Origin of the sequence: Mesorhizobium sp. B2-7-3 (assembly GCF_006440715.1) — a bacterium.
Taxonomy (GTDB): domain Bacteria; phylum Pseudomonadota; class Alphaproteobacteria; order Rhizobiales; family Rhizobiaceae; genus Mesorhizobium; species Mesorhizobium australicum.
In genome coordinates this window covers 128,191-153,236 of sequence record NZ_VFTY01000012.1, presented here as the reverse complement: position 1 = coordinate 153,236, position 25,046 = coordinate 128,191, and the positions used below count along the sequence as shown (strand labels likewise).

At 61.5% G+C, this 25,046-nt stretch carries 29 protein-coding genes and 4 tRNA genes; 20 read left to right on the top strand and 13 right to left on the bottom strand.

Annotated features, from left to right (window positions below; all coding sequences use genetic code 11):
• Positions 1–11 precede the first annotated feature (11 nt).
• Positions 12–896, bottom strand: coding sequence for a hypothetical protein (locus tag FJW04_RS24915; protein ID WP_140717317.1), 885 nt, complete (start codon positions 894–896; stop codon positions 12–14).
• 284 nt (positions 897–1,180) lie between these two features.
• Here FJW04_RS24915 and FJW04_RS24910 point away from each other — a divergent pair, with 284 nt between their 5' ends.
• Positions 1,181–2,104 carry a hypothetical protein gene (locus tag FJW04_RS24910; RefSeq protein WP_140717315.1) on the top strand — a complete coding sequence of 308 codons (924 nt, stop codon included), beginning with the start codon at positions 1,181–1,183 and terminating at the stop codon, positions 2,102–2,104.
• A gap of 137 nt (positions 2,105–2,241) precedes the next feature.
• Here FJW04_RS24910 and FJW04_RS24905 read toward each other — a convergent pair whose 3' ends face one another.
• From FJW04_RS24905 to FJW04_RS24885, 5 genes are read right to left on the bottom strand one after another with little or no spacing between them, the layout of a single operon-like run.
• Positions 2,242–3,003 carry an MBL fold metallo-hydrolase gene (locus FJW04_RS24905; protein ID WP_140717313.1) on the bottom strand — a complete coding sequence of 254 codons (762 nt, stop codon included), beginning with the start codon at positions 3,001–3,003 and terminating at the stop codon, positions 2,242–2,244.
• A gap of 2 nt (positions 3,004–3,005) precedes the next feature.
• On the bottom strand, positions 3,006–4,070 hold the full coding sequence (locus tag FJW04_RS24900; protein WP_140717311.1) for an ABC transporter ATP-binding protein: 1,065 nt from the start codon (positions 4,068–4,070) through the stop codon (positions 3,006–3,008).
• The gene (locus FJW04_RS24895; protein ID WP_140717309.1) at positions 4,067–4,849 is read right to left on the bottom strand and encodes an ABC transporter permease; all 783 of its coding nucleotides are present in this window, start codon (positions 4,847–4,849) and stop codon (positions 4,067–4,069) included. The genes FJW04_RS24900 and FJW04_RS24895 overlap by 4 nt, the downstream gene beginning before the upstream one ends.
• A gap of 2 nt (positions 4,850–4,851) precedes the next feature.
• On the bottom strand, positions 4,852–5,712 hold the full coding sequence (locus FJW04_RS24890) for an ABC transporter permease (protein WP_140717307.1): 861 nt from the start codon (positions 5,710–5,712) through the stop codon (positions 4,852–4,854).
• A gap of 12 nt (positions 5,713–5,724) precedes the next feature.
• Complete coding sequence (locus FJW04_RS24885) at positions 5,725–6,810, bottom strand: spermidine/putrescine ABC transporter substrate-binding protein (RefSeq protein WP_140616912.1); 1,086 nt, start codon at positions 6,808–6,810, stop codon at positions 5,725–5,727.
• Between the two features lie 91 nt (positions 6,811–6,901).
• Between FJW04_RS24885 and FJW04_RS24880 the strand changes: the two genes are divergently transcribed.
• The gene (locus FJW04_RS24880; RefSeq protein WP_140616911.1) at positions 6,902–7,516 is read left to right on the top strand and encodes a TetR/AcrR family transcriptional regulator; all 615 of its coding nucleotides are present in this window, start codon (positions 6,902–6,904) and stop codon (positions 7,514–7,516) included.
• A 127-nt stretch (positions 7,517–7,643) separates the two neighbouring features.
• Positions 7,644–8,213 (top strand): DUF2569 family protein, encoded by a 570-nt coding sequence (locus FJW04_RS24875; protein ID WP_140717305.1) that lies wholly within the window; start codon positions 7,644–7,646, stop codon positions 8,211–8,213.
• Between the two features lie 104 nt (positions 8,214–8,317).
• On the opposite strand, the gene FJW04_RS24870 is transcribed toward FJW04_RS24875, so the two are convergent.
• Positions 8,318–8,393, bottom strand: a tRNA-Thr gene (locus FJW04_RS24870).
• Positions 8,394–8,549: 156 nt separating this feature from the next.
• Between FJW04_RS24870 and FJW04_RS24865 the strand changes: the two genes are divergently transcribed.
• On the top strand, positions 8,550–8,717 hold the full coding sequence (locus FJW04_RS24865) for a hypothetical protein (protein ID WP_140717303.1): 168 nt from the start codon (positions 8,550–8,552) through the stop codon (positions 8,715–8,717).
• A 186-nt stretch (positions 8,718–8,903) separates the two neighbouring features.
• Positions 8,904–9,128 carry a hypothetical protein gene (locus FJW04_RS24860; protein ID WP_140717301.1) on the top strand — a complete coding sequence of 75 codons (225 nt, stop codon included), beginning with the start codon at positions 8,904–8,906 and terminating at the stop codon, positions 9,126–9,128.
• Positions 9,129–9,190: 62 nt separating this feature from the next.
• On the opposite strand, the gene FJW04_RS24855 is transcribed toward FJW04_RS24860, so the two are convergent.
• Complete coding sequence (locus tag FJW04_RS24855) at positions 9,191–9,430, bottom strand: hypothetical protein (protein ID WP_140717299.1); 240 nt, start codon at positions 9,428–9,430, stop codon at positions 9,191–9,193.
• On the opposite strand from FJW04_RS24855, the gene FJW04_RS24850 reads away from it, so the two are divergent.
• Positions 9,423–9,728 (top strand): BA14K family protein, encoded by a 306-nt coding sequence (locus FJW04_RS24850; protein ID WP_140717297.1) that lies wholly within the window; start codon positions 9,423–9,425, stop codon positions 9,726–9,728. The two genes, FJW04_RS24855 and FJW04_RS24850, sit on opposite strands and share 8 nt — an antisense overlap.
• A gap of 67 nt (positions 9,729–9,795) precedes the next feature.
• On the opposite strand, the gene FJW04_RS24845 is transcribed toward FJW04_RS24850, so the two are convergent.
• Together FJW04_RS24845 and bhcR are read right to left on the bottom strand one after the other, a co-directional pair.
• Positions 9,796–10,212, bottom strand: coding sequence for a hypothetical protein (locus tag FJW04_RS24845; protein ID WP_140616910.1), 417 nt, complete (start codon positions 10,210–10,212; stop codon positions 9,796–9,798).
• A gap of 101 nt (positions 10,213–10,313) precedes the next feature.
• Positions 10,314–11,135, bottom strand: coding sequence for an HTH-type transcriptional regulator BhcR (bhcR, locus tag FJW04_RS24840; protein ID WP_023773060.1), 822 nt, complete (start codon positions 11,133–11,135; stop codon positions 10,314–10,316).
• A gap of 208 nt (positions 11,136–11,343) precedes the next feature.
• On the opposite strand from bhcR, the gene gcl reads away from it, so the two are divergent.
• From gcl to FJW04_RS24825, 3 genes are all read left to right on the top strand, one after another.
• Entirely contained in the window at positions 11,344–13,125 is a 1,782-nt protein-coding gene (gcl, locus tag FJW04_RS24835) for a glyoxylate carboligase (protein ID WP_140717295.1), read from the top strand.
• A 172-nt stretch (positions 13,126–13,297) separates the two neighbouring features.
• Positions 13,298–14,095: a 2-oxo-tetronate isomerase gene (gene otnI / locus FJW04_RS24830; protein ID WP_140717293.1), complete on the top strand. Its 798-nt coding sequence runs from the start codon at positions 13,298–13,300 to the stop codon at positions 14,093–14,095.
• A gap of 89 nt (positions 14,096–14,184) precedes the next feature.
• Positions 14,185–15,096: a 2-hydroxy-3-oxopropionate reductase gene (locus FJW04_RS24825; RefSeq protein WP_140717291.1), complete on the top strand. Its 912-nt coding sequence runs from the start codon at positions 14,185–14,187 to the stop codon at positions 15,094–15,096.
• Positions 15,097–15,217: 121 nt separating this feature from the next.
• Here FJW04_RS24825 and FJW04_RS24820 read toward each other — a convergent pair whose 3' ends face one another.
• The gene (locus FJW04_RS24820; protein WP_140717289.1) at positions 15,218–16,066 is read right to left on the bottom strand and encodes an RNA methyltransferase; all 849 of its coding nucleotides are present in this window, start codon (positions 16,064–16,066) and stop codon (positions 15,218–15,220) included.
• Positions 16,067–16,266: 200 nt separating this feature from the next.
• Here FJW04_RS24820 and FJW04_RS24815 point away from each other — a divergent pair.
• Both FJW04_RS24815 and FJW04_RS24810 read left to right on the top strand, forming a co-directional pair.
• A tRNA-Tyr gene (locus FJW04_RS24815) sits at positions 16,267–16,351 on the top strand.
• Between the two features lie 89 nt (positions 16,352–16,440).
• Positions 16,441–16,514 (top strand) — tRNA-Gly (locus FJW04_RS24810).
• A 78-nt stretch (positions 16,515–16,592) separates the two neighbouring features.
• Here FJW04_RS24810 and FJW04_RS24805 read toward each other — a convergent pair.
• Positions 16,593–17,057 (bottom strand): YidB family protein, encoded by a 465-nt coding sequence (locus FJW04_RS24805; protein ID WP_015318001.1) that lies wholly within the window; start codon positions 17,055–17,057, stop codon positions 16,593–16,595.
• 131 nt (positions 17,058–17,188) lie between these two features.
• On the opposite strand from FJW04_RS24805, the gene FJW04_RS24800 reads away from it, so the two are divergent.
• Complete coding sequence (locus FJW04_RS24800) at positions 17,189–17,446, top strand: GlsB/YeaQ/YmgE family stress response membrane protein (protein ID WP_015318000.1); 258 nt, start codon at positions 17,189–17,191, stop codon at positions 17,444–17,446.
• A gap of 109 nt (positions 17,447–17,555) precedes the next feature.
• On the opposite strand, the gene FJW04_RS24795 is transcribed toward FJW04_RS24800, so the two are convergent.
• Positions 17,556–18,443, bottom strand: coding sequence for a DMT family transporter (locus tag FJW04_RS24795; protein ID WP_023773054.1), 888 nt, complete (start codon positions 18,441–18,443; stop codon positions 17,556–17,558).
• A 293-nt stretch (positions 18,444–18,736) separates the two neighbouring features.
• On the opposite strand from FJW04_RS24795, the gene tuf reads away from it, so the two are divergent.
• From tuf to rplA, 8 genes are all read left to right on the top strand, one after another.
• Entirely contained in the window at positions 18,737–19,912 is a 1,176-nt protein-coding gene (gene tuf / locus FJW04_RS24790) for an elongation factor Tu (RefSeq protein WP_015317986.1), read from the top strand.
• Positions 19,913–20,076: 164 nt separating this feature from the next.
• A complete protein-coding gene (locus tag FJW04_RS24785) occupies positions 20,077–21,720 on the top strand; it encodes a hypothetical protein (protein WP_140717353.1) in 1,644 nt (547 codons plus the stop codon).
• Positions 21,721–21,817: 97 nt separating this feature from the next.
• Positions 21,818–22,300: a group II truncated hemoglobin gene (locus tag FJW04_RS24780; RefSeq protein WP_140717287.1), complete on the top strand. Its 483-nt coding sequence runs from the start codon at positions 21,818–21,820 to the stop codon at positions 22,298–22,300.
• A gap of 191 nt (positions 22,301–22,491) precedes the next feature.
• Positions 22,492–22,567 (top strand) — tRNA-Trp (locus tag FJW04_RS24775).
• Positions 22,568–22,926: 359 nt separating this feature from the next.
• The gene (gene secE, locus FJW04_RS24770) at positions 22,927–23,130 is read left to right on the top strand and encodes a preprotein translocase subunit SecE (protein WP_013531408.1); all 204 of its coding nucleotides are present in this window, start codon (positions 22,927–22,929) and stop codon (positions 23,128–23,130) included.
• A 27-nt stretch (positions 23,131–23,157) separates the two neighbouring features.
• Positions 23,158–23,685 carry a transcription termination/antitermination protein NusG gene (nusG, locus tag FJW04_RS24765; protein WP_015317996.1) on the top strand — a complete coding sequence of 176 codons (528 nt, stop codon included), beginning with the start codon at positions 23,158–23,160 and terminating at the stop codon, positions 23,683–23,685.
• 174 nt (positions 23,686–23,859) lie between these two features.
• Positions 23,860–24,288, top strand: coding sequence for a 50S ribosomal protein L11 (gene rplK / locus FJW04_RS24760; RefSeq protein WP_010909262.1), 429 nt, complete (start codon positions 23,860–23,862; stop codon positions 24,286–24,288).
• Between the two features lie 4 nt (positions 24,289–24,292).
• Positions 24,293–24,991, top strand: a complete 699-nt coding sequence (rplA, locus tag FJW04_RS24755; protein WP_140620687.1) for a 50S ribosomal protein L1 — start codon at positions 24,293–24,295, stop codon at positions 24,989–24,991.
• The last annotated feature ends 55 nt before the right edge of the window (positions 24,992–25,046 follow it).

The window sequence follows — 25,046 nt, the reverse complement described above, 5'->3', positions numbered from 1 at the left end:
GTATCCGAACCTTAGGGCTTGAGAATTATTTGGGACAGATCGACGGACTTGGAATACTGCCTGCGCAGAAGGCGCCATAACAATTCCCTCAATCGATTCGCCTGGCGAAAGGCTTTCCTGTCCAAGAGATAGTCGGCCACCATACGCAGGCCGATCATCGATTTCGACCGCCAGCGCCGGCCTTTTCGATCGACGGCCTCATAGGACAATGGAAAAAGCTCGCCAAATCCATATTGCGACGCCAATTGGCGATATTCCTTGTCGGGCGTTCTTCCTGACTCGAGCATCGCTGTTTTCAGGTGAGCTCCCACCGGCCGGGTGTGGCGGACCGGCAAGGCGTCGAACACGGCAGATGTTCCACGGTTTTCTTCGGCAAGCCTGGTCCACAACAAGTCCAGACCAAAACCGCTCATGGAGTGTTTGAACAGAGGCAGCATCTTGGCCGCTACGTCGGCTCTCAGGCAGGGGGCCATGATCTCGATCGTGTCTACCAGGCGAAACTCGAAGCTCTTGCAGCGGAGGAACGGGAGGTGGGAATAATAGCTGTCCAGCGTCAGTGACGGCTGGCCGATATGGAGGCCAAGCCGGCGCATGTTGGCGAACATCGCCTCGATGGTCGCCCGGTCTGCTTCCAGATCGTCGTCCGGCAGCCAGACATACTGGTAGCGGTCAAGAAGTTCGGGCTGTTGGCTCAGCAGAGCATGGATGCCATCCCATTTGCCGCCCTTGTAGTCGACTCGGTTTTCAAGCGGCAGCCGAAACGCAGATGGATCACTTCCGAAGTAGCTGACGATCAAATCAAATTCACAATTGGGATCGTCCGCCCCCCATCCACGATGGAGAGATTTGTCGCCTGCCCTGACTATCACGAGATTGCGGTGTGTGGTGTTCGTCAAAGTCCTGCTTCCGACACTCATACCCTCAATCCGGGTCCTCGGCGAGCCCTACACGAAAGCAAGTTGAATGCGAAGGGCATGAGGAAGATCTCCTGGCGTTACCTGAGCACGATGTCTTGCCGGCATAACGGGTGTATTTAAACGTCATGACGATTCGTCGTGTTTTGAGGCGAATCCAATGGGGCAGGGGCCTGTCATGTCAACAGCTATTGCCCGAACGAGCGTTCTGATAATCAAGATTCGCTGATGTACGGGACTCTGATTTTACAGGAACCAGGAATTCTATGAAACTGATCGTTGTCACCCCGGCCGGTCGTGAGAAATATCTGCGTCTGCTTGGCCATCATGTTTTGAAAAACCTCGATGTGCATGAGTGGCACCTCTGGGACAACTGTCGCAACGAGGCTGACCGGGCCTATCTACAAAGATTGGCGGCCTCCGATCCGCGTTGCAAGATCAAGCGGCTTCCACATGCCGATGGCGGGATCAACGTCATCGGCGATTTCTATCGCTTTTGCGACGATCCCGGTGCTTTCTACCTACGCCTCGACGACGATGTAGTTTTTGTCGAGGACGGCTTCTTTCGAAAATTCATGGCAAGGGTCATGGCCGAAAGGGGATCGGCCATCTGGTACGCTCCGTTGATCGTCAACAACGCAATCTGCAATTCGCTGATCAAGCAGCTTTCCAGGGTGCGGGTGGATGGCCCGCTTACCTGTCAGGCGTCATGCGAATTCTCCTGGGCGCATGCGACCTTTCCGCAGGCCCTACACCCGGTGTTCATTGAAGCTGTGCGCTCCAATCGGCTCCAGGATTTTCGCGTGCCGGACCGGGAGATCAGGCTGTCACGCTTTTCGATCAACGCAATCGGTTTTTTCGGATCGGACATTGTCGATCTCGGAGAGCACTTTCAACCGCGCGGCGACGAGGAAGAGTGGTTGTCGGCGACGCTTCCGGCCAAGCTGGACCGGCCGGGCAAGATTTTCGGTGACCTGCTCGTCGCGCATTTCAGCTTCTATACACAGGAACGCCAGTTACTGCGCACCAACATTCTCGAAGGTTATTATGAGCTCGCCGGCCTGGCTCCCCCTGTCTACGAAAAACCGCCAGTCGGCTGGAGGGAGCAGCTGAGGCAATGGAGGAGACGCCGCAGGGGATCGGCGCCACCGCGCTATACAATCTCGCTTCCGGCACCCATTCCCGAGTGACGCACTGGCTACGGCCCGTTCGTGTCGCGAGCCGGTCGCCCACTGTGTCACCACCAGCGCACTGCGAAGGGGGGTGACGGGCTCGTGCCGCCCCAGGCCTTCCCACGCCATTTCGACTTGATGCCGTAACTCAGCCCTCAAGGGCGCTGCCGCAGATGGCAGCCGGCCTGTCGTTTCTGTTCGAGATATTCGTCGATCAACTGGCGGTAGCGCACCTTGCCGAAGCTCGGGAAATGGCCGCCATGGACGATCGAGACGTCGAGATCGCGCATGGCGAGCAGCGTCGCCATGTAATCTGGTATGTCCGAGTGGTAGACATCATCGATCAGCGGGCCATCATAGATGATGTCGCCGGACAGCAGGATGCCGGTCTTCTTCTCGTAGAGCGCAATGCCGCCCGGCGAATGGCCTGGCGTGTGGACGACCTCGAAGGCCCGGTCGCCCAGATCGATGATGTCGCCATGCGCGAGCATACGGTCGGCCGGCGCGGGCTGGATGCCATAGCGCGCCGTGTCCCAGCCCCGCGGCATGCCATCGAACATCTCTTCTGTCGCATAGGTGCCGGCAGCGGTCCATTCGTTGCGCGGATCGGCCAGGATTGCCGCTTCGGCCGAATGCACGCAGCGATCGGAAAACTCATGGTGGCAGCCGATATGGTCGAAATGCGTGTGGCTGGCAACGCAGGTCAGCTTGCGCTCGCTCACCAGGGACACATGGGTGCGCAGGCTGAAATGACCGAGGCCGGTGTCGAAAAGGAGATCGCGGTCGCGTCCGCGCGCATGCCACATATTGCAGCGGAAGAACGGTTTTATCCATGGCTCGTGAATCAGCGTGATGCCGTCGGCCATGCGGGTTGTTTCGTACCAGTCCGGTGCGTCGATGACCGCAAGCGTGCTCATGTTCAATCCGTCAGCAGGATGATCTGGTCGGTATCACAGGAAATCGCGACCCTGTCGCCCGCATGGACGATGGCGGTCGCCGGCAGCTTGGCGATGAACCGCAGGGAAGGCTCTTCGACAGCGGTCGCCAGCACGCGCTTGAAACTGCCCTGGAAAACGACGTCGCTCACATCAGCCATGCCGAGCTTCGTGCCAGCCGACGCAACGCCAAGCACAAGGTGCTCAGGGCGTATCGCCAGTGCGGCAGTAGACCCCAACGGCAAGGCACTGGATAAGGAAACCGGTCCGACCGGTGTCGTGACGGTGCTCGTCCTGTCACTGGACTCGACGACAGTGCCGGCAAGAATCGTGCTCTCGCCCATGAAGGTCGCGGAAAAACGCGTCGCCGGCCTCGCATAGACGCGCTCGGGCGGCCCCTCGTCCTCGATGCGGCCGTCATTCATCACCACGCAATGGTCGGCCAGCGCCATCGCTTCTTCCTGGTCGTGAGTGACATGGATGAAGGCGGTGCCGACCCGCTTCTGGATCGCCTTCAGTTCGTCCTGCATCTGGCGGCGCAGTTTCAGGTCGAGCGCCCCGAGCGGCTCGTCGAGCAGAAGCACCGCCGGCTCGATCACCAGGGCGCGCGCCAGCGCCACGCGTTGGCGCTGGCCGCCGGAAAGCTGGTGCGGCTTCTTGTCGAAGGCGGCGGCGAGACCCACCAGGGCCAATGCATCGCGCGCTTTTGCCGCCCGCTTCGCGCCGTCGACACCTTGCATGCGCAGGCCGAAGCCGACATTGCCGCCGACGCTCATATGCGGGAATAGCGCATAGTCCTGGAACACCGTCGTCGTCGGGCGTTTGGCCGGCGGCACCGAGGTGCAGTCCTGGCCGCGGATGAGAACCTTGCCTTCGCTCGGATTGACGAAACCGCCGAGAATGGAGAGCAGCGTCGTCTTGCCGGAACCGGATGGTCCAAGCAGGATCGTATAGCTGCCGGCCGCTATCGTCAGCGAGACGTTCTTCAGCACGGGATGCTGCCCGAAGCGGTGCGAGATGTCGCGGATATCGACCAGGGGCGCGTTCATGCCGATTTCCTTCGCAGCAAGGTCAGTTCGAAGAACACCACCAGCACGATCGAGACGGCAAAGACCAGCGAACCGACCGCATTGGTCTTGGGGTTGAGGCCGGAGCGCAGCAGGTTCCAGATTTCCACCGGCAGCGTGGTATCGAAGCGCGTCAGCAGGAAGGAGATCACGAACTCGTCCCAGGAGAACGTCATCGACAGGAAGAAGCCGGCGAAAATGGCCGGCGCCATGACTGGCACGGTGATCAACAGCAGCACCTTCCATTCCGGCGCGCCGAGGTCGCGCGCGGCGCGCTCGATGTTGATCTGGTGGTCGCCTAACTGGCTGTAGATGATGGCGAAGCACAGCGGCAGGTTGATCACCACATGGCCGATCCCGGCGGCAAGCAGAGATTTCGGCACGCCGGCCCAGTTGAACAGCACCAGCAGCCCCATGCCGATGATGAGATAGCTGACGGTGAGCGGCAAGGTGATCAACCCGCGCAGCAGGCCCGAGCCTGGCAGGACGAAGCGCGCGAACCCCCAGGCCGACAGGAAGCCGAGCATGACGGCTGCGGCCGAGGAAAGAACCGCGACCAGCAGCGAATTGGCCAGCGCCGAAGTCAGCCGGTTATCGGAAAGAACCGCCTCGTACCAGCGCAGTGATGGGCCTGTGAACGGGGGAATGGGAAAGGACGTCGACTGCAGCGAGAACAGCACCAGCACGACGACCGGCAGGAAGATGAAGCCGTAGACGGCAAGCGCGTAGATCCAGGAAGCGATGCGGCCAATGCTGCGCATGATCAGGTCCGCTCGATCTTTAGCCAGCGGGCGCAGGCGAGATAGGCGATGGTCACGACCGCCATCAGGATGATCGACAGCGCCGAGGCCAATGGAAAATCGCCGCGCCGGCCGATCTGCATCATCACCAGCTGCGGCATCAGAAGCTCGTTGTTCCCGCCGAGGATCTGCGGCGTGATGTAGTCGCCGATGCACAGCACGAAAGTGAGAAAAGCGCCGACCATGATGCCGGGCAAGGTCAATGGCAGGATGACATGCAGGAAGGCGCGCACCGGTCCGGCGCCGAGATCGGCGGCGGCCTTGCGGTAACTGGGGCTGAGCTGCTTCAGATTGGCGAAGATGGTCAGGGTCAAAAGCATGACGAAGAAATGCACGAAGCCTGTGACGGTGGCCAGGCGCGTATTGGCGAGCTGCAGCGGTTCGGAGACCACGCCAATGCCAGTCAGTGCCCGGTTGATGACGCCGTTCTGCGCCAGCACCAGCAGCCAGGAGTAGGAGCGCACGACATAGGAGGTCCAGAACGGCAGCACGGCCAGCATCAGCGCCAGCCGCTGCCAGCGTTCAGGAACCTGTTCGGCCAGAATCCAGGCGAAGGGATAGGCAAGCAGCACGGAAACCACGGTGACGATGGCGGTGACCTGCAGCGAGTTCACCATCGCCTGCCAGTAGGCGGGGTTGGTGAAGAATTGGCTGTAGTTGGACAGGGTGCCCCCGCCGCCCTCCTGCGCGGTGAAGCTCGAAAGCCCCATGGCGACGAAGGGCAGCACGAAGAAGAGAAGCGTCCAGCCAAGTGCCGGTGTGACCAGCGCCCAGGGAAGGGCACGGCCTGTCCGCGCGCCCTCACTGTTTCCCGCGGCGCTCATCAGCGTATCGGCTCACTTGGCCTGCAGCATTTCGGTCCACATATCCTGCATCTTCTTGTCGAGGTCGGCGCTCGGCGCCGGATAGGCCTGCGCACGGGCGAGGAAGCCGGGCTGCTCGTCGAAGCGCAGGACCTTTTTCTGGTCGTCGGTCAATGCGGCCTTGGTGTTGGACGGCATGCCCCAGTAACAGGACGAGGTGGCGAGCCGTGCCTGGCCCTCGGGGCTCAGTATGTACTGGATGAATTTCAGCGCCATGTCCTTGTTCCTGGAATCCTTGAACATGGCGAGCGACTGCGACCACAGCACCGCACCTTCTTTTGGAATGGAAAAGTCCAGCGCCGGGTTTTCCTTGGCCAGCCCTGCCGTCACCCATTCGCCGCCGCCGACCAATATGTCGACCTCGCCGGTCGCCAGCGCCGTCTGGCTGGCGGTGACTTCACCGACCAGCTTGGCATTGGCCTTCATCTTGAGCAGCTCTTCCTTGAGCGCGGGCAGGTCGGCTTCCGTGAGATCGGCCGTCTTCTTGCCGATGGCCAATGCCGCCATGCCGATGACGGGGAGATAATAATCATAGATGGCGACCTTGCCCTTGTACTTGTCTGATGTCAGCGACGCCAAGGATTGCATGTCCGCCGGATCGACCTTTGTCTTGTTGAAGCCGATCGTGTTGTAACCGAACTTTTCGGTGATGCCGTAGCGCTTGCCGCCGACAATGGTCGAGCCGTCCATCTTCACCTGCGGGAAGAGATCGGCGAACGGCAGCTTGTCTTCCGGCAGCGGCTCGAACAGGCCTTTCTCGACGCCGCGCGGCACGTCGATGCTATCGATCACCATCACATCCCAGTCGCCGGGCTGCGACTGCTCGACGATGGCCAGCCCAGCCCCGGTGCCTTCGAATTCCTTGACGTTGACCTTGACGTTGTTGGCCTCCTCGAAAGGCTGCAGCAGCGCCGGATCGGAATGGTCGCACCAGATCAGCGCGTTGAGATCGGCGGCTTCGGCGAGGCTGCCCGCCGCAAGCAGCAATGCCGTGGCGGCACATGCAGCGTGCATCTGGCGCTTCAGGACGGAAAGCGGATTGCCGGATTTGACGGACATCGAGTGTTCTCCCTTGCCTTTGTGGCTTCTTGCAAAAAACTGAACCAATTCTAAAATTGAGTCAATTCTGTTTTTGTGACAAGAGGCTGATATGAGCGGATTGCGGGCAAGGCAAAAGGCGGATCGCCACCGGCGTATCATCGAGGCGGCGGCGGCGCTTTTCCGCGAGGCCGGGTATGAGGGCGCCAAGATCGAGACGATCGCCGCGCAAGCCGAAGTCTCGATCGGCACCATCTACAATTACTACCAGAACAAAGGCGATATTCTCGGCGCCATCGTCTCGATGGAAGTCGACGAGGTGCTCAATGCCGGGCGCGGCGTGGTCGCCCGGCCGCCCGCCAATGTCGGCGACGCCCTGGACACGCTGATCGGCATCTATATCGAGCACTCGCTGCACTATCTCAGCAAGGAGATGTGGCGGCAGGCGATGGCGATCTCGACGCAACTGCCCGACAGCCCGTTCGGCCAGGCTTATACTGGCCTCGACCGCTCGCTCACCGAACAGATCCGCGCGCTGATCGCCCGCCTTCAGGAGATCGGCCTAGTGCGGCAGGATATCGACGGCACGGCACTCGGCGAATTGATCTTCAACAACATGAACATGATGTTCATCGAATTCGTGAAGCGGGATGAAGCCAGGATACCGGAGTTGAGGGCCGCGATACGGCGGCAGAACCGGATATTGGTGGCGGCGATCGGAGTGTGAGGGCGTCAGGAGCAGGCAGGAGAAGTTGTCGCTTCGGCATCGGACGGCGTCTTACGCGATGATTGGCTCTTGAGTTGAGTTTGAAATCTGCTACAACTTATAGGGGTATAAAAAGGGGGAAGGGTAAATGGGGACGTTTTCCATCTGGCATTGGGCGATCGTGCTGCTGCTGATCGGCGTGCCTGTTTTCTTTGCTGTCCGGTCAGCCGCGAAGCCGTCGCAGAATCCTGAGTCACTTGTGGGCTTCGGTGGCTGGCTGATGCTGCTGGCTATCGGTCAGACATTGTCACCGCTGCGCACGCTCGCCGATTTCGGCAATTCCGCCGACGGCTACCAGCAACTCATGACCCTCCCAAACGGCTCTCTGGCTGTGTATGTCGAGGTTGCCCTCAATCTGGCATTTCTGGCGCTTCAGCTGGTGGTGCTGGTTTCAATGCTGCGGCGAAGCCGTCGATTCCCGCAATTGTTTCTCTGCCAATGGTTTGCGATTCCTGTTGTGTTTATCCTGGATACGATCTGGATTTCGTCAATCCTGGGCGTTCCGGTAAACAAGGTGCTCGCAGGCGACGCGCTGGCGGCACCCATAGCTTCGTTTGTGGTGACCGGCATCTGGGCCGCTTATGTCTATAAGTCTGTGAGGGTGAGGAATACGTTCACCAGGACGAACGTGTCGGCCCAAATCGCGAGCGCTTCGTAAGGGGGGTGGCGACGTAATCGTCCTACAAGGGGGTTTTCGGAGGACACTCCTGCGTCTCTACGGGCTTGGGGTGGCCTGCCACCCGGAGCTCGAAGAGCGTAGGGTGGTGCCCCCGGACGGAATCGAACCGCCGACCTTCGGTTTACAAAACCGCTGCTCTACCAGCTGAGCTACAAGGGCACGGCGCTCCGGTTAGCATATTTGTTGCGCCAGTAAAGACAAAACTCCGTTTTTGGGCATCAGCCGTGGTGGAGGATGCCCACGCGTCCGCATGCTGAAATCCGCGAACGCGCTTCCTACATCAGGGTAAGTGCAATGCGCTGAACGGAGTGTCGCATGATCAGGCTTGTCATCATTCTCCCTATCGTCGTCGTGGCGTGGATGCTGCTGGTGAAGCTCATCAGCGATGTGAAGAAGGCCAATGTCGACTGGACAGGCGTCACCACCTTCATCGGCTTTATCGCGCTCGCCTTCTGGCTTCGGCATGTCACCGGCATGGGCTGAGTGGGGAGTGGTGAGTAGTGAGTAGTGAGCAATTGCTGCCGGTCATGGCGCGAGCCGGTGCTGCCTACCCGGTTTCGCCAACAGTGCGCCAAAAAAATCTCCAGATCTGTCGAACCTTTCGCCGCGGCGCGCCGACTGATCCTCAGAGGCGAATGGTCGCCTCGATCAGAGATCCAGGAGACCATCATGTTCAAGCGCAGTTTCGTTTCCAGCATCGTCGCCATCGTCGTTGCAACCGGCGCGCTCGCCGGCACCGTTCAGCCTTCGTCGGCTCACGGCATGCATCATCATCATCGTCATTTCGACGACTACCTCTACTACCAGGATTACCCGGACTATCCGGATTACTGGTGGGTCTATGGCCATCACCATCATCGTCATCACCACCACCGCCACATCATCCTCTACTGAGCGCAGCCTGGCGGCTTGATTGAAAACCAATCCAGCAAAGGGCGGCTTCGGCCGCCCTTTTCTCATTGAAGGCGGCGCTTCCAGTCGCCGTCACGGACGATGACCGATCGGCGCAAGGTGCCTGAAGTGCCAGAATGGATGATCAACGCCGGCGAGGGTCGCCACGCCTTTTTAGCCAGCGAATTCCTGCTACCTCGAAAAAAATCAAAACCCGTCGAACCTTTTTCCTTGCCGCAACGACAGATCATCAAGAGGCGGATGGCTCGCCTCTCCAAACGAAGCAAGGAGATCATCATGTTCAAGCGCACACTCGTTTCCGGCCTCATCGCCACCACCGTCGCCGCCACCGCTTTGGTCGGCACCGTCCAGCCCTCTGCTGCCCACTCGCATCACCACGGCCTCGGCATTGGCATCGCCGCCGGCGTCGGCGGTTTCGTTCTCGGCAGCCTGCTTGCCCAGCAGCAGCAGCGCACCGTCTATGTCGAGGAAGATGGCGGTTCCTGGCACGTCCGCCGCTGCTTCGATCGCTACTCCAGCTACGACCCGGACTCCGACACCTATATCGGCCGTGACGGCTACAGCCATTACTGCCGGCTCTGAGTGGCGGCGGGCGACTGGAAAGAGGGATTGCGAGGCAGCCCCTGTTCGTCGTTTGATGGCCGTCTTTCTAGAGGTGCATCTTCGGGTCGAGGATCGGCAGACCGGCCGCGCGGCAGGTGCCGCCAATCTGAAGCCGGGCAGCCTCGGTCTCGTCGCCCATCGCGACCAGTTCGAAGTGGCTTGCGGCGTCCGGGTAGACCTTGGCGATGAATGGCTTGTCGCCGACGCCGGACGAGGCATTGACGGTGCCGCAAACCACGATCTCCTGGCGGCCATCAAGCATTCGCTCGCCTGCTAACATGGTTCCGAACCTGGCGGAGGCTGAATCCGGCAGCCGCTGGCGGATACCGGCCGTGATGATCTCCTCCAGCGCGAGCGAGATCGGGATGGGATTGACTCGCTGGTCGCCGGTATCGGGTCGTGGTGCCGCCGCCACGCATCCGCACAGCGAAACGGCAAGCAGAAGCTGAACCACTTTCCTCATGCGCGCCCTTTCGCATGCATTCGAACGCGACGGCAAGACGGTCAAATCCCATGCAGCCGGCGGCATGCAGCGATTTTCGGCGCGTCTAGTCTATCCCTTGATCAGCCTGCCTTCGAGCCGCCGATCATTTTCGTCACTTCGGCCGCCGCGTCGCGCACCAGCGGGCCGATCTCGGCCAGCCGCTCGGGCGTGACCCGCACCGTCGGCCCGGACACGGAAACGCCGCCGATCGGCTCGCCATACTCGTTGAAGATGGCGGCGGCCACGCATCGCATGCCGGGATGGCGCTCCTCGTCGTCGACCGACCAGCCGCGATGCTTGATGACGGCCAGATCGTGCGCGAGGGCGGAGATATCGGAAAGGGTCTTGTCCGTATAGCGCTGCAGGCCCGCCTTGCGCAGGATGGTTCCGACGCGCTCCGGTTCGAGATGTGCCAGCACCGCCTTGCCGATTCCCGAGGCATGGAAAGGGCTGCGCGTGCCCGGCCGGAAGAAGGCGCGGATCGCCTGGTGCGTCTCGACCTGGTTGACGAAGACCACGCAATCGTCTTCCGCGACGCCGAGATTGGCGGTCTCGCCGGTCTTCTCCATCAGTTCCTGCATGACGATACGGGCGCGGTCGACCAGCTTGCGGCGGCGCAGGAACGCCGCGCCCATGCGGTAGGTCTCGACGCCGATCGACCAGAGCTGGTCCGATGTATCGAACTCGACCATGCCGTGGTTTTCGAGTGTCGTCAGCATGCGGTAGGCGGTGGAGGCGGCAAGCCCGCTCTGCGCCGATATCTCGCTCAGCGACAGGCCGCTGCCTTCCGCGACAATGGCCAGGATACGCAAGGCCCGGTCGAGCGACTGCACCGAGGCAGCTTCGGCCGGACCATTGAAAGCGCGCGGGCGGCCACGCTGACGTTTTTCGCTCGTTTCCATGGGCTGGCATTCTCGACCGTTTCTCCCAACATGCAATGAAAAAGTTTTTCATGAAATTCTCGGTGCAAATCCTGGAAAAGGGAAAAGGAAACAAAATCAGTTGGTAAGAGCCGTTTATTAGAAATGAAAAAATATTCTGAAAAAATTGAAAAAGCGCCCGCCCGGTGACATCCTTAGCCATCCAACAATCATCTCGTGGAGGCTGGAAATGGCCAGGATGCGCGCTGTCGATGCCGCTGTTCTCGTTCTCGAAAAGGAAGGCATGTCCTGTGCCTTCGGCGTGCCGGGTGCGGCGATCAATCCGCTGTACTCGGCATTGAAGGCGAGGGGCACGATCCGCCATGTCCTTGCCCGCCACGTCGAGGGCGCCTCGCATATGGCCGAAGGCTATACCCGAGCCAAGGCGGGCAATATCGGCCTCTGCATCGGCACGTCGGGGCCGGCCGGCACCGATATGATCACCGGGCTCTATTCGGCCGCGGCCGATTCCATTCCGATCCTGTGCATCACCGGCCAGGCGCCGCGCGCGCGGCTGAACAAGGAGGATTTCCAGGCTGTCGACATCGCCGCGATCGCTGCGCCCGTCGCCAAATGGGCGGTGACGGTGATGGAGCCCTATCTGGTGCCGATGGCGCTGCAAAAAGCGTTCCATTTGATGCGCTCATCGCGGCCGGGTCCGGTGCTGATCGACCTGCCGGTCGACGTCCAACTGGCCGAGATCGAGTTCGACATCGATGCCTATGAGCCGCTGACACCATTCAAGCCGGCGATGACGCGCGCCCAGGCCGAAAAGGCGCTTGCGATGCTCAACGCGGCCGAGAAGCCGCTGATCGTTGCCGGCGGCGGCATCATCAATGCCGACGCGTCCGACCTGTTGATCGAGTTTGCCGAGATCACGGGCGTTCCGGTCATTCCGACGCTGATGGGTTGGGGGGCGATTCCTGACGATCACCGGCTGATGGCCGGCATGTGCGGGCTGCAGACCTCGCACCGCTACGGCAACGCCACCATGCTGGAAGCCGATTTTGTCTTCGGCATCGGCAACCGCTGGGCCAACCGTCACACCGGTTCGGTGGACGTCTACACCAAGGGCAAGAAATTCATCCATGTCGACATCGAGCCCACACAGATCGGCCGTGTCTTCGCCCCCGATCTCGGCGTAGTTTCGGATGCGGGGGCGGCACTGAAGATGCTGCTCGACGTCGCCACCGAGTGGAGGACGGCGGGCAGGCTGCGCGATTGGTCGGGCTGGGCCAGGGAGTGCCAGGGCCGCAAGAAGACGATGAAGCGCAAAACCCACTTCGAACAGGTGCCGCTGAAGCCGCAGCGTGTCTACGAGGAGATGAACAAGGCGTTCGGCCGTGACGTCACCTATGTCACCACCATCGGCCTGTCGCAAATCGCCGGCGCGCAGTTCCTGCATGTCTACAAGCCGCGCAACTGGATCAATTGCGGCCAGGCCGGCCCGCTCGGTTGGACCTTGCCGGCCGCACTCGGCGTGCGCGCCGCCGATCCCGAGCGCACCATAGTGGCGCTTTCGGGCGACTACGACTTCCAGTTCATGATCGAGGAGCTGGCGGTCGGCGCGCAGCACAAGCTGCCCTATATCCACGTGGTCGTGAACAATGCCTATCTCGGCCTCATCCGCCAGGCGCAGCGCGGCTTTTCGATGGACTATGAGGTCAGCCTTGCTTTCGAGAACATCAACCGGGCCGACGATCCGGAGGCGGGCTATGGCGTCGACCATGTCGCCGTCGCCGAGGCAATGGGCTGCAAGGCGGTCAGGGTGCGCAAGCCGGAGGAATTCGCCGGCGCCTTCAAGCAAGCGCAGCGGTTGCTGAAGGAACACCAGGTTCCGGTCGTGCTCGAATTCATTCTCGAACGGGTCACCAACATCTCGATGGGGACCGAGATCGACAAGATCACCGAATTCGAAGACCTTGCCGAACATCAGGAAGACGCGCCCACCGCGATCGTGATGCTGGACTAAGCCATGCTGGTATTCAGGTGAGGCCGGCCTGCAAACGGTGGCTTCCTGCGCTTCCGGTGCTCACGTACGAAAAGTACGCTCCGCTCCGGTTCTCGGAAACCACCATTTTCGACTCGGCCTGACCTGAATCTCAACACGGCTTTGGTTCCAGGCAAGAAAAGGAGAAAAAAGAATGCCGCGTTTTTCAGCCAATCTGTCGATGCTCTTTGGCGAGCATGATTTCCTCGACCGTTTCGATGCCGCCGCCCGCGCCGGCTTCAAGGGGGTCGAATATATCGGCCCTTACGATCATGCGCCCGAGGTGGTCGCCGCCCGACTGAAGAAGAACGGCCTGACGCAGGTGCTGTTCAACCTGCCGGCGGGCGACTGGGCCAACGGCGAGCGTGGCATCGCCGTGCTGCCGGACCGCGTGCCGGAATTCCGCCAGGGCATTGCCAGGGCGATCGCCTACGCGCAGGCACTTGGCTGCGGGCAGGTCAACTGCCTGGCCGGCATCGCGCCAGCCAACGTCGACCGCAAGGTGCTGGAGGATGTCTTTGCCGAGAACCTGGCTTTCGCGGCGGAGAAACTCGACCAAGCCGGCATCAAGCTGCTGATCGAGCCGATCAACACCCGCGATATCCCGGGCTTCTTCCTCAACTACTCCGACCAGGCGCTGGCGCTGATCGACCGCGTCGGCTCGAAGAACCTGTTCCTGCAATATGACATCTACCACATGCAGATCATGGAGGGGGATCTCGCCCGCAAGATCGAGGCAAACCTCGACCGCATCGCGCATATCCAGCTTGCGGACAATCCCGGCCGTCACGAGCCGGGGACGGGCGAGATCAACTATCCCTTCCTCTACGAACATATCGACCGGATTGGTTATGCCGGCTGGATTGGCGCGGAGTACAAGCCGAAGGCAGGGACGGAGGCCGGTCTGGGGTGGTTCAGGGAACTGACCGGGCAGGGAAGTGCTGCCGCTTAGCTGTCAAGAATCTTGCAATTCAGGTCGCGTTCTGTTGCGCCCCCTCTGGGCGTGAAGGAACGCGATCTGACAAAAAACGGAGAGAAGCAATGGAAACCATCGGCTTCATCGGGCTGGGCATCATGGGCGCGCCGATGGCGGGGCATCTGCTGGCGGCCGGCTACAGCGTCATCGCCAGCGACCACCGCTCAAAACCGCCGGCCGATCTCGTCGCCAAGGGTCTGAAGTCGGTCGCCGGCCATGCCGCCGTCGCGAGGGCCGCCGAGATCATCATCCTGATGGTTCCCGACACACCGCAGGTGGCCGATGTGCTGTTCGGCGACAACGGAGTCGCGTCCGGCCTGGCCAAGGGCAAGCTGGTGATCGACATGAGTTCGATCTCGCCGATCGAGACAAAGGACTTCGCGAAAAGGATCAACGATCTCGGTTGCGACTATCTCGACGCGCCGGTTTCCGGCGGCGAGGTCGGTGCCAGGGCGGCTTCGCTTACCATCATGGTCGGTGGTGAGGAACCGGCCTTCGAGCGCGCAAAACCCGTGTTCGAGAAAATGGGCAAGAACATCACTTTGGTCGGACCCAATGGTGTCGGCCAGACCACCAAGGTGGCCAACCAGATCGTCGTCGCGCTGACCATTGAAGCCGTCGCCGAAGCCCTTGTTTTTGCATCGAAAGCTGGCGCTGACCCGGCCAAGGTCAGGCAAGCGCTGATGGGCGGGCTGGCCGCCTCGCGCATTCTCGAAGTGCATGGCGAGCGCATGGTCAAGCGCACCTTCGCGCCAGGCTTCCGCATCGAACTGCACCAGAAGGATCTCAACCTGGCGCTGGAGGGTGCGAAGGCCCTTGGTGTGTCGCTGCCCAACACTTCGACCACCCAGCAACTGTTCAATTCCTGCGCCGCCAATGGCGGCGCGAAGGAAGATCATTCCGCGCTGGTGAGGGCGCTGGAGCGGATGGCGAATTTCGAAATCGGCAAGGAGGCAAGAGAAATCAAAGCGGCATAGGTTGGAAGAGGGCGGCGTAACGTTCCCAAGCCGTCAATTTCCGTCTTAACCCAGCAACGGGTTCCGGCAAAGCATCGCCGGGACCCGTTTTGATTTCTGGCTGGAGGCTTGCCGCTTCCAGTCAGCCGCGCTTCAGAAATGCCCGCGCCGCATAAAGGCTCACCGCCGCCGCGTTCGACACATTGAGCGAGCGGATGGCGCCGGGCATGTCGAGCCTGGCCAGCGTCGTCACCGTCTCGCGCGTCTTCTGCCGCAGGCCCTTGCCCTCGGCGCCGAGCACCAAAGCGATCCTGTCGCCGGCAAAGCTGGTTTCGAGCTCAGCCGGCCCGTCCGAATCGAGCCCGATGGTCTGGAAGCCCGCTTCGTGCAACTGGCCGAGCGCATCGGCGAGGTTCTTCACCTCGACCTGGTCGATATGCTCAAGCGCACCGGAGGCGGATTTTGCCAGCACGCCTGATTCCTGCGGGCTGTGGCGCGCCGTGGTGATCAGCGCGCCAGCGCCGAAAGCGACCGCCGAACGCAGAATGGCGCCGACATTGTGCGGGTCGGTGACCTGGTCGAGCACCAGCACCAACCTTGTGTCGCCAAGTGCGTCGAGGCGCTTGGGCTTCAGCGGCTCGGCCTCGATCAGCACCCCCTGGTGCACAGCGTCCGATCCGGTAATCTTGTCGATGTCCCTGGGTTCGACCAGTTCAGCCTTGAAGGGCAGGGCGGCGAGATCGGTGATCTCGAGCCGTTCGGCCGCATTGCGCGTCACCAGCATTTTCTTGATCCGGCGGCGCGGATTGTCGAGTGCCGCGCGCACCGTATGCAGGCCATAGAGCCGCACCAGCCCGTCGGCTGCGTTTTCGCCTGGTGGCACTGGTTGCCGTGGCTTGAACGCCGGCGCGCCGCCGCTCTTCTCGTCGCGGAAGGCGCGGCGCAGCTTGGCGTAATGGGTGTCTTTGGGAGTGTTGGAATTGTTGCTCATGGCCGGCTTCTATAGCCGTGTCCTCCGGCCAAGGATATGCCCTGTCGCCGCAGCCGGCGAACAACATCGAAAAACCGTGGCCGCGCGGTTGACACCCAATGGGCTTGCCGCCATAAGGCGCTTCGCTGGTTTCGGAGAAGACATCTATCTCGGGTCCGGATCGGCAAGAATGCCTCGTTGCATGGCTCCGGCGGCAGACTGGAGAGGTGCCCGAGTGGTTAAAGGGGACGGACTGTAAATCCGTTGGCTTAGCCTACGTTGGTTCGAATCCAACCCTCTCCACCACTGCCGGCCCGGAAGCCTGAAACGTGAAAGCATCGGAGGCGAAAAGCGCATGGCGCTTTTCCGGGAAATCCGATACTTCAGTGCAAGGCGCGGGTATAGCTCAGTGGTAGAGCAGCAGCCTTCCAAGCTGAATATGCGGGTTCGATTCCCGCTACCCGCTCCAGATTTTCAGCGAAACAGCCGGCAAGCCGAAACACTGCGCGGCAGGCGCGCAGCGCTTCAGGCATTGGTGTGCGCCGCGTCAGCTGTTGAAGGCGGAGGCGACCTGGTGCTGTTGCGGTACCTGGCCGTTCGGGGTCAGCTTGTCGACGATGCCGGGCAAGGCGGCCGATAGCTGCTTGAGCAGCTCCTGCTCGTCGAGCCCCGTCCTTTGGGCGATCTCGCGAATGACCTGCGGTCCGATCGCGTTGCCCAGCTCATTGGCGCCGATTGACTGGTTCTGCCCGGTGCCGACCCAGGAGTCGGCGACATTGCCATGGCCGGCGTTCTTGAGCTTGTCGAGCAGCCCGCCCAGTCCGCCGAGCAGCCCACCGTCACCGGACGCGGTTCCGACGGGCGTGGGATCGGCGGGCGCCGGCGCTTGAGCCTGGTCCGGCTGTTCGGCGCTTCTGCCGCTCAGCATCTTCCCAACCAGCAGCGCACCGAGCGCGATCATCAGCGGTTTGGTGATATTGCCGCCGGGAACGGCGTTGTCAAAAAGTCCCATAGTGGATCCTCCATTTCAACCAAGCCCAGCCCGTCTTCAACAATGGCGCATTCGGGGGGAATTTCAAGCTGGCTTGAGCTTTTGACAATCATATGAAAATGTCCGGTTGGCGGAGGAATGGAGAGGAAAAAATGGGTATCATCAGCTGGATCATTCTCGGCGTCATTGCCGGGTTCATTGGCAGTAAGATCGTCAACAAGACCGGTCAGGGCATGATCATGGATATCGTGCTCGGCATTGTCGGCGCCATAGTCGGCGGGCTGATCTTCAGCGCCTTCGGTGCTTCGGGTGTGACCGGCCTCAACATCTATAGCCTGATCGTCGCCGTCGTGGGTGCCGTCGTGGTGTTGTGGGCCTATCATCAGTTCGCGGGCAAGCGGACCATCTAGACGCAATCGGCGGATTATCGGCTGCCGAATTCTGAATTGCGCTAACCCGCCGTCGGTGCTGACCGCGCTCACGGTATCGGAAACTATTATGCCGGTGCGCCGCCGCGGATCAGGCGACCACGGCCAGCCGACGCTTGCGCTGGTCCAGCGACACGATGGTCAGCCCGCTGGCGACAACCAGCAGGATGCCGCAGACCGCCAGTGCATTGGGGAATTGCCCGAACACCAGCAGGCCCGAAATGACGGCCCAGACCGTGAAGCAGTAATAGAACGGCGCCACCGCGCCGGTCGGCCCGACGCGATAGGCCATGAAGATGAAGAAGTGGCCGAAGATCAGGAAGAAACCGGCTCCCGCCATCAGCATCAGGTGGTGCGCCTCCGGCGCCACCCAGCGCTCGGAAACCAGATGCGCGGCGCCTGCTCCGATCAGGACCACGACGACTGCCGAGATCGCCACGATCATTCCTGGCACTTCGGCGGCGATCTTGCGGCCGGCCAGATCGCGCGCGGCGGCGAACGTCGCGTTGCCGAGCGCCAGCAAGGCATAGACCGAAATGCCTTGCATGGTCGGCTGCGCCACCATCAGCGCGCCGATGAAGCCCAGCCCGATCAGCGCCATGCGTTGGCCGCCGATGCGCTCGCCAAACAGGATCGAGGAGCCGACCAGCATCAGCAGCGGCGTGATCTGCCCCAACGCGGTGGAATCGGCGATCTGCATGTTGGCGAGCGCGACGACGTAACAGAGGATCGCCGCCAGTTCGAGGAGGTTCCTGCGCAGCACCCGCCTGTCGAAGATCAGCGGGATCTGCTTGCCGTAGCCGAGCGCAAACAACAGCGGAAGGCCCCACAGCGTTGCCGCGGCACCACGCAGGAAGAGCACTTCGTAGGAGGGCAACCCCGACGTGGCGAGCTTCATCATCGTGTCGTTGACCAGATACGACCCGGTCGAGACGATCATGAACAGCGGGCCGCGAACGGCAGTCGGGATGAAATGCATCGGCGCAGGAGATCAGACGCGGATCGCTGCCGCAATGGGCCATGAACCGCCGATAAATCCGACAGCGACTGACGTGGAGACCCGAGCAATCCTCGCTTTGCTCCCTCGGTTTTCGCCCATTCCATTTTCAACGACGGATCCCCATATCAGCGCCACATCCCCGCAATCGGATCATGGGTTCTGGCCGAGTGAGATGGCGCCCGGGCAAAAGACGCTTGTGTTTTTTGGCCTTTATCGCTAATCGCCCCGCATTCGACTGAACTGAAGGTCCAGGCCGTCCAAGGAAAGAGACTATGGCAAAAGGTAAATTCGAGCGCACCAAGCCTCATGTGAACATCGGCACGATTGGTCACGTCGACCATGGCAAGACGTCGCTGACGGCGGCGATCACCAAGTATTTTGGCGAATACAAGCGCTATGACCAGATTGACGCGGCGCCTGAAGAGAAGGCGCGCGGCATCACGATCTCGACGGCTCACGTCGAATACGAGACCGCCAACCGCCACTATGCCCACGTCGACTGCCCCGGCCACGCCGACTATGTGAAGAACATGATCACCGGTGCCGCGCAGATGGACGGCGCGATCCTGGTCGTGTCGGCCGCCGACGGCCCGATGCCGCAGACCCGCGAGCATATCCTGCTGGCCCGTCAGGTCGGCGTGCCGTCGATCGTTGTGTTCCTGAACAAGGTCGACCAGGTCGACGACGCCGAGCTGCTCGAACTGGTCGAGCTCGAGGTTCGCGAACTGCTGTCGAAGAACGAATTCCCCGGCGACGACATTCCGATCGTCAAGGGTTCGGCGCTGGCTGCACTCGAAGATTCGGACAAGAAGATCGGTGAGGACGCGATCCGCGAGCTGATGGCTGCGGTCGACGCCTACATCCCGACGCCGGTTCGTCCGCTCGACAAGCCGTTCCTGATGCCGATCGAGGACGTGTTCTCGATCTCGGGCCGCGGCACGGTCGTCACCGGCCGCGTCGAGCGCGGCGTGGTCAAGGTCGGCGAGGAACTGGAGATCATCGGCATCCGTCCGACGACCAAGACGACCTGCACGGGCGTGGAAATGTTCCGCAAGCTGCTCGACCAGGGCCAGGCTGGCGACAACATCGGCGCGCTGCTGCGCGGCGTTGATCGTGAAGGTGTCGAGCGCGGCCAGGTTCTGGCCAAGCCGGGCACGGTGAAGCCGCACAAGAAGTTCGTGGCCGAAGCCTACATCCTGACCAAGGACGAAGGCGGCCGTCATACGCCGTTCTTCACCAACTACCGTCCGCAGTTCTACTTCCGCACGACCGACGTGACCGGCATCGTGTCGCTGCCGGAAGGCACCGAGATGGTGATGCCCGGCGACAACATCACGGTCGATGTCGAGCTGATCGTGCCGATCGCCATGGAAGAGAAGCTGCGCTTCGCCATCCGTGAAGGCGGCCGCACCGTCGGTGCCGGCATCGTCGTCACCATCAAAGAGTAATCGATCCGGCTGCTGCCGGTCTCGAAAACGAAAGGGCGGTCTTCGGGCCGCCCTTTTTCGTTTCAGACGCCTCGCAACGCAAGCATTGCGCGTTTGTTTCAAAGCTGTTGCAAGCGCCATGGCTGCAACTAGTATAGGTTGCGCTGAGGGGAGCTTTGCCGACCGTGGTTCCAAGGCACCGTTTCGATGGGAAGGCATGGCGGTTATGGGCACTGGTTTGCCTCGCCGTCGCCATGGCTCTGCCCGTTTTGACAGCGCGAGCGGAGGATGGGCCTCTCGACATCCCGCCCATGCGCTTCGTCGTCGTGCGCAGCAACGCTCCGGGATGCGAACCCAACTGTCCTGAATGGATATCGGCGGACGGTACCATCGACGCGGGCACGCCGTCTCTCTTCAAGCGCACGCTCAAGGCGCTCAAGGGAAGGCAATTGCCGGTCGTCGTCAATTCGCCCGGCGGTAACGTCGAGGCCGCGTTGGCACTCGGCCGTATGATCCGCAAGAACAAGCTCGATATCGCCGTCGGCGTGACTGTTTTTTCCGATTGCCGACCGGAAACAAACTGCGGGGACAACAAGGGCAAGAGTGCCGATTATTTCGGTACGGCCTATGACGACGGAGCCATGTGCAATTCGGCCTGTCCGCTAATGTTTTCCGGCGGTGTCCGCCGCTTCGTTGGAGATTTCGGCTATCTCGGCGTCCACCAGATCACCACCACATACCAGCGGGAGAAGCTGCTCTACCGGACCACGTATCGGATCGTGAACGGCAGGAAGAAGATCATCAGCACCAAGGTGGTCAGCCGCAAAAACGCTGGCAGCTACAAAACTTACGAGATGAGCAGGACCGTCGAGAAGACGCTTTCGGCGTACCTGAGGGAAATGGGGATAGCAGACGGCGTACTGGAAGTCATGAAGGCCACGCCGGCCAGTGAGATTCGTCAGATTCCGCTCGACGACATGGTGAGGATGAAGTTGGTCACCAGCCGGGACACAGTGGATCTGTTGACCACGGCAAGCCTCTGCGGCCTGGCCCAGCCGGCCACGAACTGCCGGCAAATAGCTGGACCCGCAGGCAAGACGACGCCATCGGCCGCAGCAAGGCCCATGGCTGCCGTTCAACCGGACACCGCGAAGGCCGGCGGGGACATGCGGTTTGTCGTCGTTCGCGGCAGCAATCCGCTGTGCGATCCCGATTGTCCGGAATGGATATCGGCGGAAGGCGCGATCACCAACCAGGCGCCGCGGAAGCTGCGGCAGTTGCTGGCCACGCTTGGCGATCGACGGCTGCCTGTCGTCATCAGCTCACGCGGAGGCGACCTGCCCAGCGCTCTCGCAATGGGGCGGCTTATCCATGAAAGAAAGCTCGACATCGCCGTTGCCCGCACCGATTTCGTCGACTGTGACCCCGGCGCGTGGAACTGCCTGGCCACTGAAGGAGCCTATGCCGGACTGAGCATCGATGCGGGGGTGGAGTGTGATTCCGCCTGTGCGTTAGTGGTCGCCGGCGGCGCCAGACGGCTTGTCGGTCCCCGGGCGCGGCTCAGCCTGTACCCGATGGGACAGAAGCTGGTGGTCAAGGCTTACCTCGACGAGATTGCGATCAGTCCCGCTCTGTTCGCAACAATCGAACGACGCTCGACCGAGGGGGAACTTGACCCAGACACCATGCTCAAGCTTGGACTGACAACGGGACCGCAATCGGTCGACGCGCTGACCGGCTCCACGATTTGCAAGGCTGTTGCCAAGCCCGACAATTGCCTGGGCCTGCCAGCCGCCAATGCACAGGCCGACGCGCCCGCCAGGCTGTAGAGCACGGTGATGTCAGGGGGAACTGCCCATCGAGGCAGGTTGAGCCATATACGATCTCCGCTATCGTCGCGGCGGCAGGGCCGGCGAAGGATCGAGAATGAGCCAGGATGTTCCGACACTCTACGAATGGGCCGGAGGCCGCGAGGCGCTGAACCGGCTGACGCAAACCTTCTACGACAAGGTGGCACAAGATCCGGTCGTTGGCCCGGTGTTCAAGCACATGTCGCCGGACCACCCCGCCCATGTCGCGGCCTTCATCGGCGAGGTCTTCGGCGGACCGAAAACCTACAGCGAAACCTTTGGCGGCCACCGCGAAATGGTCATGCATCATCTGGGCAAGCATTTGAGCGAGGAGCAGCGCCGCCGCTGGATCAATCTTCTCGCCGACGCGGCGGATGAGGTCGGTCTGCCGGACGATCCGGAATTCCGTTCAGCCTTCATGGGCTACGTCGAATGGGGATCGCGGCTGGCCAAGATGAATTCCAATCTCGGCGAGACCTGCAATCCCGAGACCGAACCGATGCCGGCCTGGGGCTGGGGCGTGCCTGGCGGTCCGTATCGGGTGCCGGACGCAAAATAGCTTCGGCTGCCGGCGATACCTCTATGAATCGCGCGCCAGCCACTTCAGGCGGGAGCTGGAGATCGATGCCGAGGGGCTGGTCGCCGACCATCTCGATTTCTGGCGCAGGGGTTAAGCACGTTTGCCTGCAAACCGCTCTTTACAGAGCGCGCGGAAGCTTTTAGGAAGCGCCTGCGCCGAAGCGCGCGTGTACGGGCATAGCTCAGTTGGTAGAGCGGCGGTCTCCAAAACCGCAGGTCGTAGGTTCGAGCCCTGCTGCCCGTGCCATTTCCTAAGATGGCATCAAAACGATATTTCGCGGCCAGCCTTTGAAAATCGGCGAGCCGCTTGCCATATTAGCCCGATTGGGGCATAAGGGCGCCATAGCCGGGACGGAACGACTGGATGGTTCCGAGGCGGCGTTTGGTCATAAAGCGGGCACTTGCCACTTGCGTGGATCAAGAATCGGTTTTATGTAGACGAAACAGACACGCGACGCGTGGAGCTGGGAAGCCGGCTTTACGCGTCTGATTTGCATGGGCGAAATGATTGCGCTGATTCGGCGCGAGATTGGGCTCAGGCGGCACGTCCCGGCCAGCGGGATCATCCAGGGGACCCGGCCAACGGGTCTTGAAGACAGGCGGCATATGGCTTCGAAAACCACAAATCCTTTCGTCTTTCTCCAGCAGGTGCGCGCGGAGACAGCCAAGGTGACTTGGCCGTCGCGCCGCGAGACGATGATCTCGACGGTCATGGTCCTGGCCTTTGCTGTGATTGCGATGATCTTCTTCTTCACCGCCGATCAGCTCATGGGCCTCGCGGTCGAGCAGATTCTGGGCATTGGACGCTAAGTCCGGCGATTAGGAGAAGTCGAAAAAATGGCTACGCGCTGGTACATCGTCCACGCCTATTCGAACTTCGAGAAGAAGGTCGCCGAGGACATCGAGAACAAGGCCAAGCAGAAGGGCCTGTCCGCCGATATCGAGCAGATCGTGGTGCCGACCGAGAAGGTCGTCGAGGTTCGTCGCGGCCGCAAGGTCGACGCCGAGCGCAAGTTCTTCCCGGGCTATGTGCTCTTGAAGGCCAACCTGACCGACGCCGTGTTCTCGCTGGTCAAGAACACGCCGAAAGTCACAGGTTTTCTCGGCGACTCCAAGCCGGTGCCGATCACCGAGGCCGAAGCCCAGCGCATCCTGAACCAGGTGCAGGAAGGCGTCGAGCGGCCGAAGCCCTCGGTCACCTTCGAGATCGGCGAGGCGATCCGCGTTTCGGATGGTCCCTTCGCGTCGTTCAACGGTTTCGTCCAGGAAGTGGACGAGGAGCGGGCGCGGCTCAAGGTGGAAGTTTCGATCTTCGGGCGCGCCGTGCCCGTCGATCTGGAATTCGGACAGGTCGAAAAGGGCTGATCCGAAATCCCTGATGCCGGTCCGGCGATCAGGGGAAGCGGCGCGGCAACGCGCGGCTTGAGAACGGTGGGAGGCGAAGGCGGCTTTAGCCGGCCGCAAGAACCGCACCACCAGACTGCAACCGCCGGTGTTTCCCAGATCGTGGGGCCGGCATAGACAAAGGCAGGAAAAGAGATGGCTAAGAAAATTGCAGGCCAGCTCAAGCTCCAGGTCTCCGCGGGATCGGCCACGCCGTCTCCCCCGATCGGCCCGGCACTTGGTCAGCGTGGCATCAACATCATGGAGTTCTGCAAGGCGTTCAACGCGCAGACCCAGGAAATGGAAAAGGGATCGCCGGTTCCGGTCGTCATCACCTATTACCAGGACAAGTCGTTCACCTTCGTCATGAAGACGCCCCCGGTGAGCTACTTCCTGAAGAAGGCCGCGAACCTGAAGTCGGGCTCGAAGGAGCCGGGCAAGGTCAAGGCTGGCACGGTTTCGCGCGACAAGGTTCGCGAAATCGCGACCGCCAAGATGAAGGATCTGAACGCGAACGACGTCGAAGCGGCCATGCGCATGGTCGAGGGCTCCGCCCGCTCGATGGGTCTGGAAGTGGTGGGCTAAGATCATGGCAAAGATTGCAAAGCGTGTATCGAAGACCCGTGAAGGCATCGATCCCAACAAGGCTTACGCGCTCGGTGATGCGCTGAAGCTGCTCAAGGATCGTTCCTCGGTCAAGTTCGACGAGACCATCGAAGTGGCCATGAACCTCGGCGTAGACCCGCGTCATGCCGACCAGATGGTTCGCGGCGTGGTCAACCTGCCGAACGGCACCGGCCGCTCGGTCCGTGTCGCCGTGTTCGCCCGTGGCGACAAGGCCGAAGAGGCCAAGGCCGCCGGTGCCGACATCGTCGGTGCCGAGGATCTGGTCGACATCGTCCAGAAGGGCACGATCGATTTCGATCGCTGCATCGCCACGCCGGACATGATGCCGCTCGTCGGCCGTCTCGGTAAGGTGCTCGGCCCGCGCGGCATGATGCCGAACCCGAAGGTCGGCACCGTCACCACCGATGTCGCCGCGGCCGTCAAGGCTTCGAAGGGCGGCGCGGTCGAGTTCCGTGTCGAGAAGGCCGGCATCGTTCATGCCGGTGTCGGCAAGGTCTCTTTCGACGTCAAGGCGCTGGAAGAGAACGTCCGTGCCTTCGCCGATGCGGTGACCAAGGCAAAGCCGGCTGGCGCCAAGGGCAACTACGTCAAGAAGGTGTCTGTCACCTCGACGATGGGCCCGGGCCTCAAGCTCGACGTCGCGACGCTCGCCGCGTCCTGATTGGATTTGGATTGGCCTTTCGAAGGCTGATCCGTGACTGAATTCCGGGCCTTGG

What these genes read in the sequence shown, in the direction of transcription:
- FJW04_RS24800 (WP_015318000.1), top strand. Translation starts at nt 17,189, where the DNA reads ATGGGTATCATCAGCTGGATCATTCTCGGCGTCATTGCCGGGTTCATT.
- rplK (WP_010909262.1), top strand. Translation starts at nt 23,860, where the DNA reads ATGGCTAAGAAAATTGCAGGCCAGCTCAAGCTCCAGGTCTCCGCGGGA.
- FJW04_RS24900 (WP_140717311.1), bottom strand. Translation starts at nt 4,070, where the DNA reads ATGAACGCGCCCCTGGTCGATATCCGCGACATCTCGCACCGCTTCGGG.
- FJW04_RS24880 (WP_140616911.1), top strand. Translation starts at nt 6,902, where the DNA reads ATGAGCGGATTGCGGGCAAGGCAAAAGGCGGATCGCCACCGGCGTATC.
- otnI (WP_140717293.1), top strand. Translation starts at nt 13,298, where the DNA reads ATGCCGCGTTTTTCAGCCAATCTGTCGATGCTCTTTGGCGAGCATGAT.
- FJW04_RS24905 (WP_140717313.1), bottom strand. Translation starts at nt 3,003, where the DNA reads ATGAGCACGCTTGCGGTCATCGACGCACCGGACTGGTACGAAACAACC.
- FJW04_RS24865 (WP_140717303.1), top strand. Translation starts at nt 8,550, where the DNA reads ATGATCAGGCTTGTCATCATTCTCCCTATCGTCGTCGTGGCGTGGATG.
- FJW04_RS24805 (WP_015318001.1), bottom strand. Translation starts at nt 17,057, where the DNA reads ATGGGACTTTTTGACAACGCCGTTCCCGGCGGCAATATCACCAAACCG.
- FJW04_RS24845 (WP_140616910.1), bottom strand. Translation starts at nt 10,212, where the DNA reads ATGAGGAAAGTGGTTCAGCTTCTGCTTGCCGTTTCGCTGTGCGGATGC.
- rplA (WP_140620687.1), top strand. Translation starts at nt 24,293, where the DNA reads ATGGCAAAGATTGCAAAGCGTGTATCGAAGACCCGTGAAGGCATCGAT.
- FJW04_RS24860 (WP_140717301.1), top strand. Translation starts at nt 8,904, where the DNA reads ATGTTCAAGCGCAGTTTCGTTTCCAGCATCGTCGCCATCGTCGTTGCA.
- FJW04_RS24850 (WP_140717297.1), top strand. Translation starts at nt 9,423, where the DNA reads ATGTTCAAGCGCACACTCGTTTCCGGCCTCATCGCCACCACCGTCGCC.
- nusG (WP_015317996.1), top strand. Translation starts at nt 23,158, where the DNA reads ATGGCTACGCGCTGGTACATCGTCCACGCCTATTCGAACTTCGAGAAG.
- FJW04_RS24820 (WP_140717289.1), bottom strand. Translation starts at nt 16,066, where the DNA reads ATGAGCAACAATTCCAACACTCCCAAAGACACCCATTACGCCAAGCTG.
- bhcR (WP_023773060.1), bottom strand. Translation starts at nt 11,135, where the DNA reads ATGGAAACGAGCGAAAAACGTCAGCGTGGCCGCCCGCGCGCTTTCAAT.
- FJW04_RS24875 (WP_140717305.1), top strand. Translation starts at nt 7,644, where the DNA reads ATGGGGACGTTTTCCATCTGGCATTGGGCGATCGTGCTGCTGCTGATC.
- gcl (WP_140717295.1), top strand. Translation starts at nt 11,344, where the DNA reads ATGGCCAGGATGCGCGCTGTCGATGCCGCTGTTCTCGTTCTCGAAAAG.
- secE (WP_013531408.1), top strand. Translation starts at nt 22,927, where the DNA reads ATGGCTTCGAAAACCACAAATCCTTTCGTCTTTCTCCAGCAGGTGCGC.
- FJW04_RS24795 (WP_023773054.1), bottom strand. Translation starts at nt 18,443, where the DNA reads ATGCATTTCATCCCGACTGCCGTTCGCGGCCCGCTGTTCATGATCGTC.
- FJW04_RS24910 (WP_140717315.1), top strand. Translation starts at nt 1,181, where the DNA reads ATGAAACTGATCGTTGTCACCCCGGCCGGTCGTGAGAAATATCTGCGT.
- FJW04_RS24895 (WP_140717309.1), bottom strand. Translation starts at nt 4,849, where the DNA reads ATGCGCAGCATTGGCCGCATCGCTTCCTGGATCTACGCGCTTGCCGTC.
- FJW04_RS24825 (WP_140717291.1), top strand. Translation starts at nt 14,185, where the DNA reads ATGGAAACCATCGGCTTCATCGGGCTGGGCATCATGGGCGCGCCGATG.
- FJW04_RS24780 (WP_140717287.1), top strand. Translation starts at nt 21,818, where the DNA reads ATGAGCCAGGATGTTCCGACACTCTACGAATGGGCCGGAGGCCGCGAG.
- FJW04_RS24890 (WP_140717307.1), bottom strand. Translation starts at nt 5,712, where the DNA reads ATGAGCGCCGCGGGAAACAGTGAGGGCGCGCGGACAGGCCGTGCCCTT.
- FJW04_RS24885 (WP_140616912.1), bottom strand. Translation starts at nt 6,810, where the DNA reads ATGTCCGTCAAATCCGGCAATCCGCTTTCCGTCCTGAAGCGCCAGATG.
- tuf (WP_015317986.1), top strand. Translation starts at nt 18,737, where the DNA reads ATGGCAAAAGGTAAATTCGAGCGCACCAAGCCTCATGTGAACATCGGC.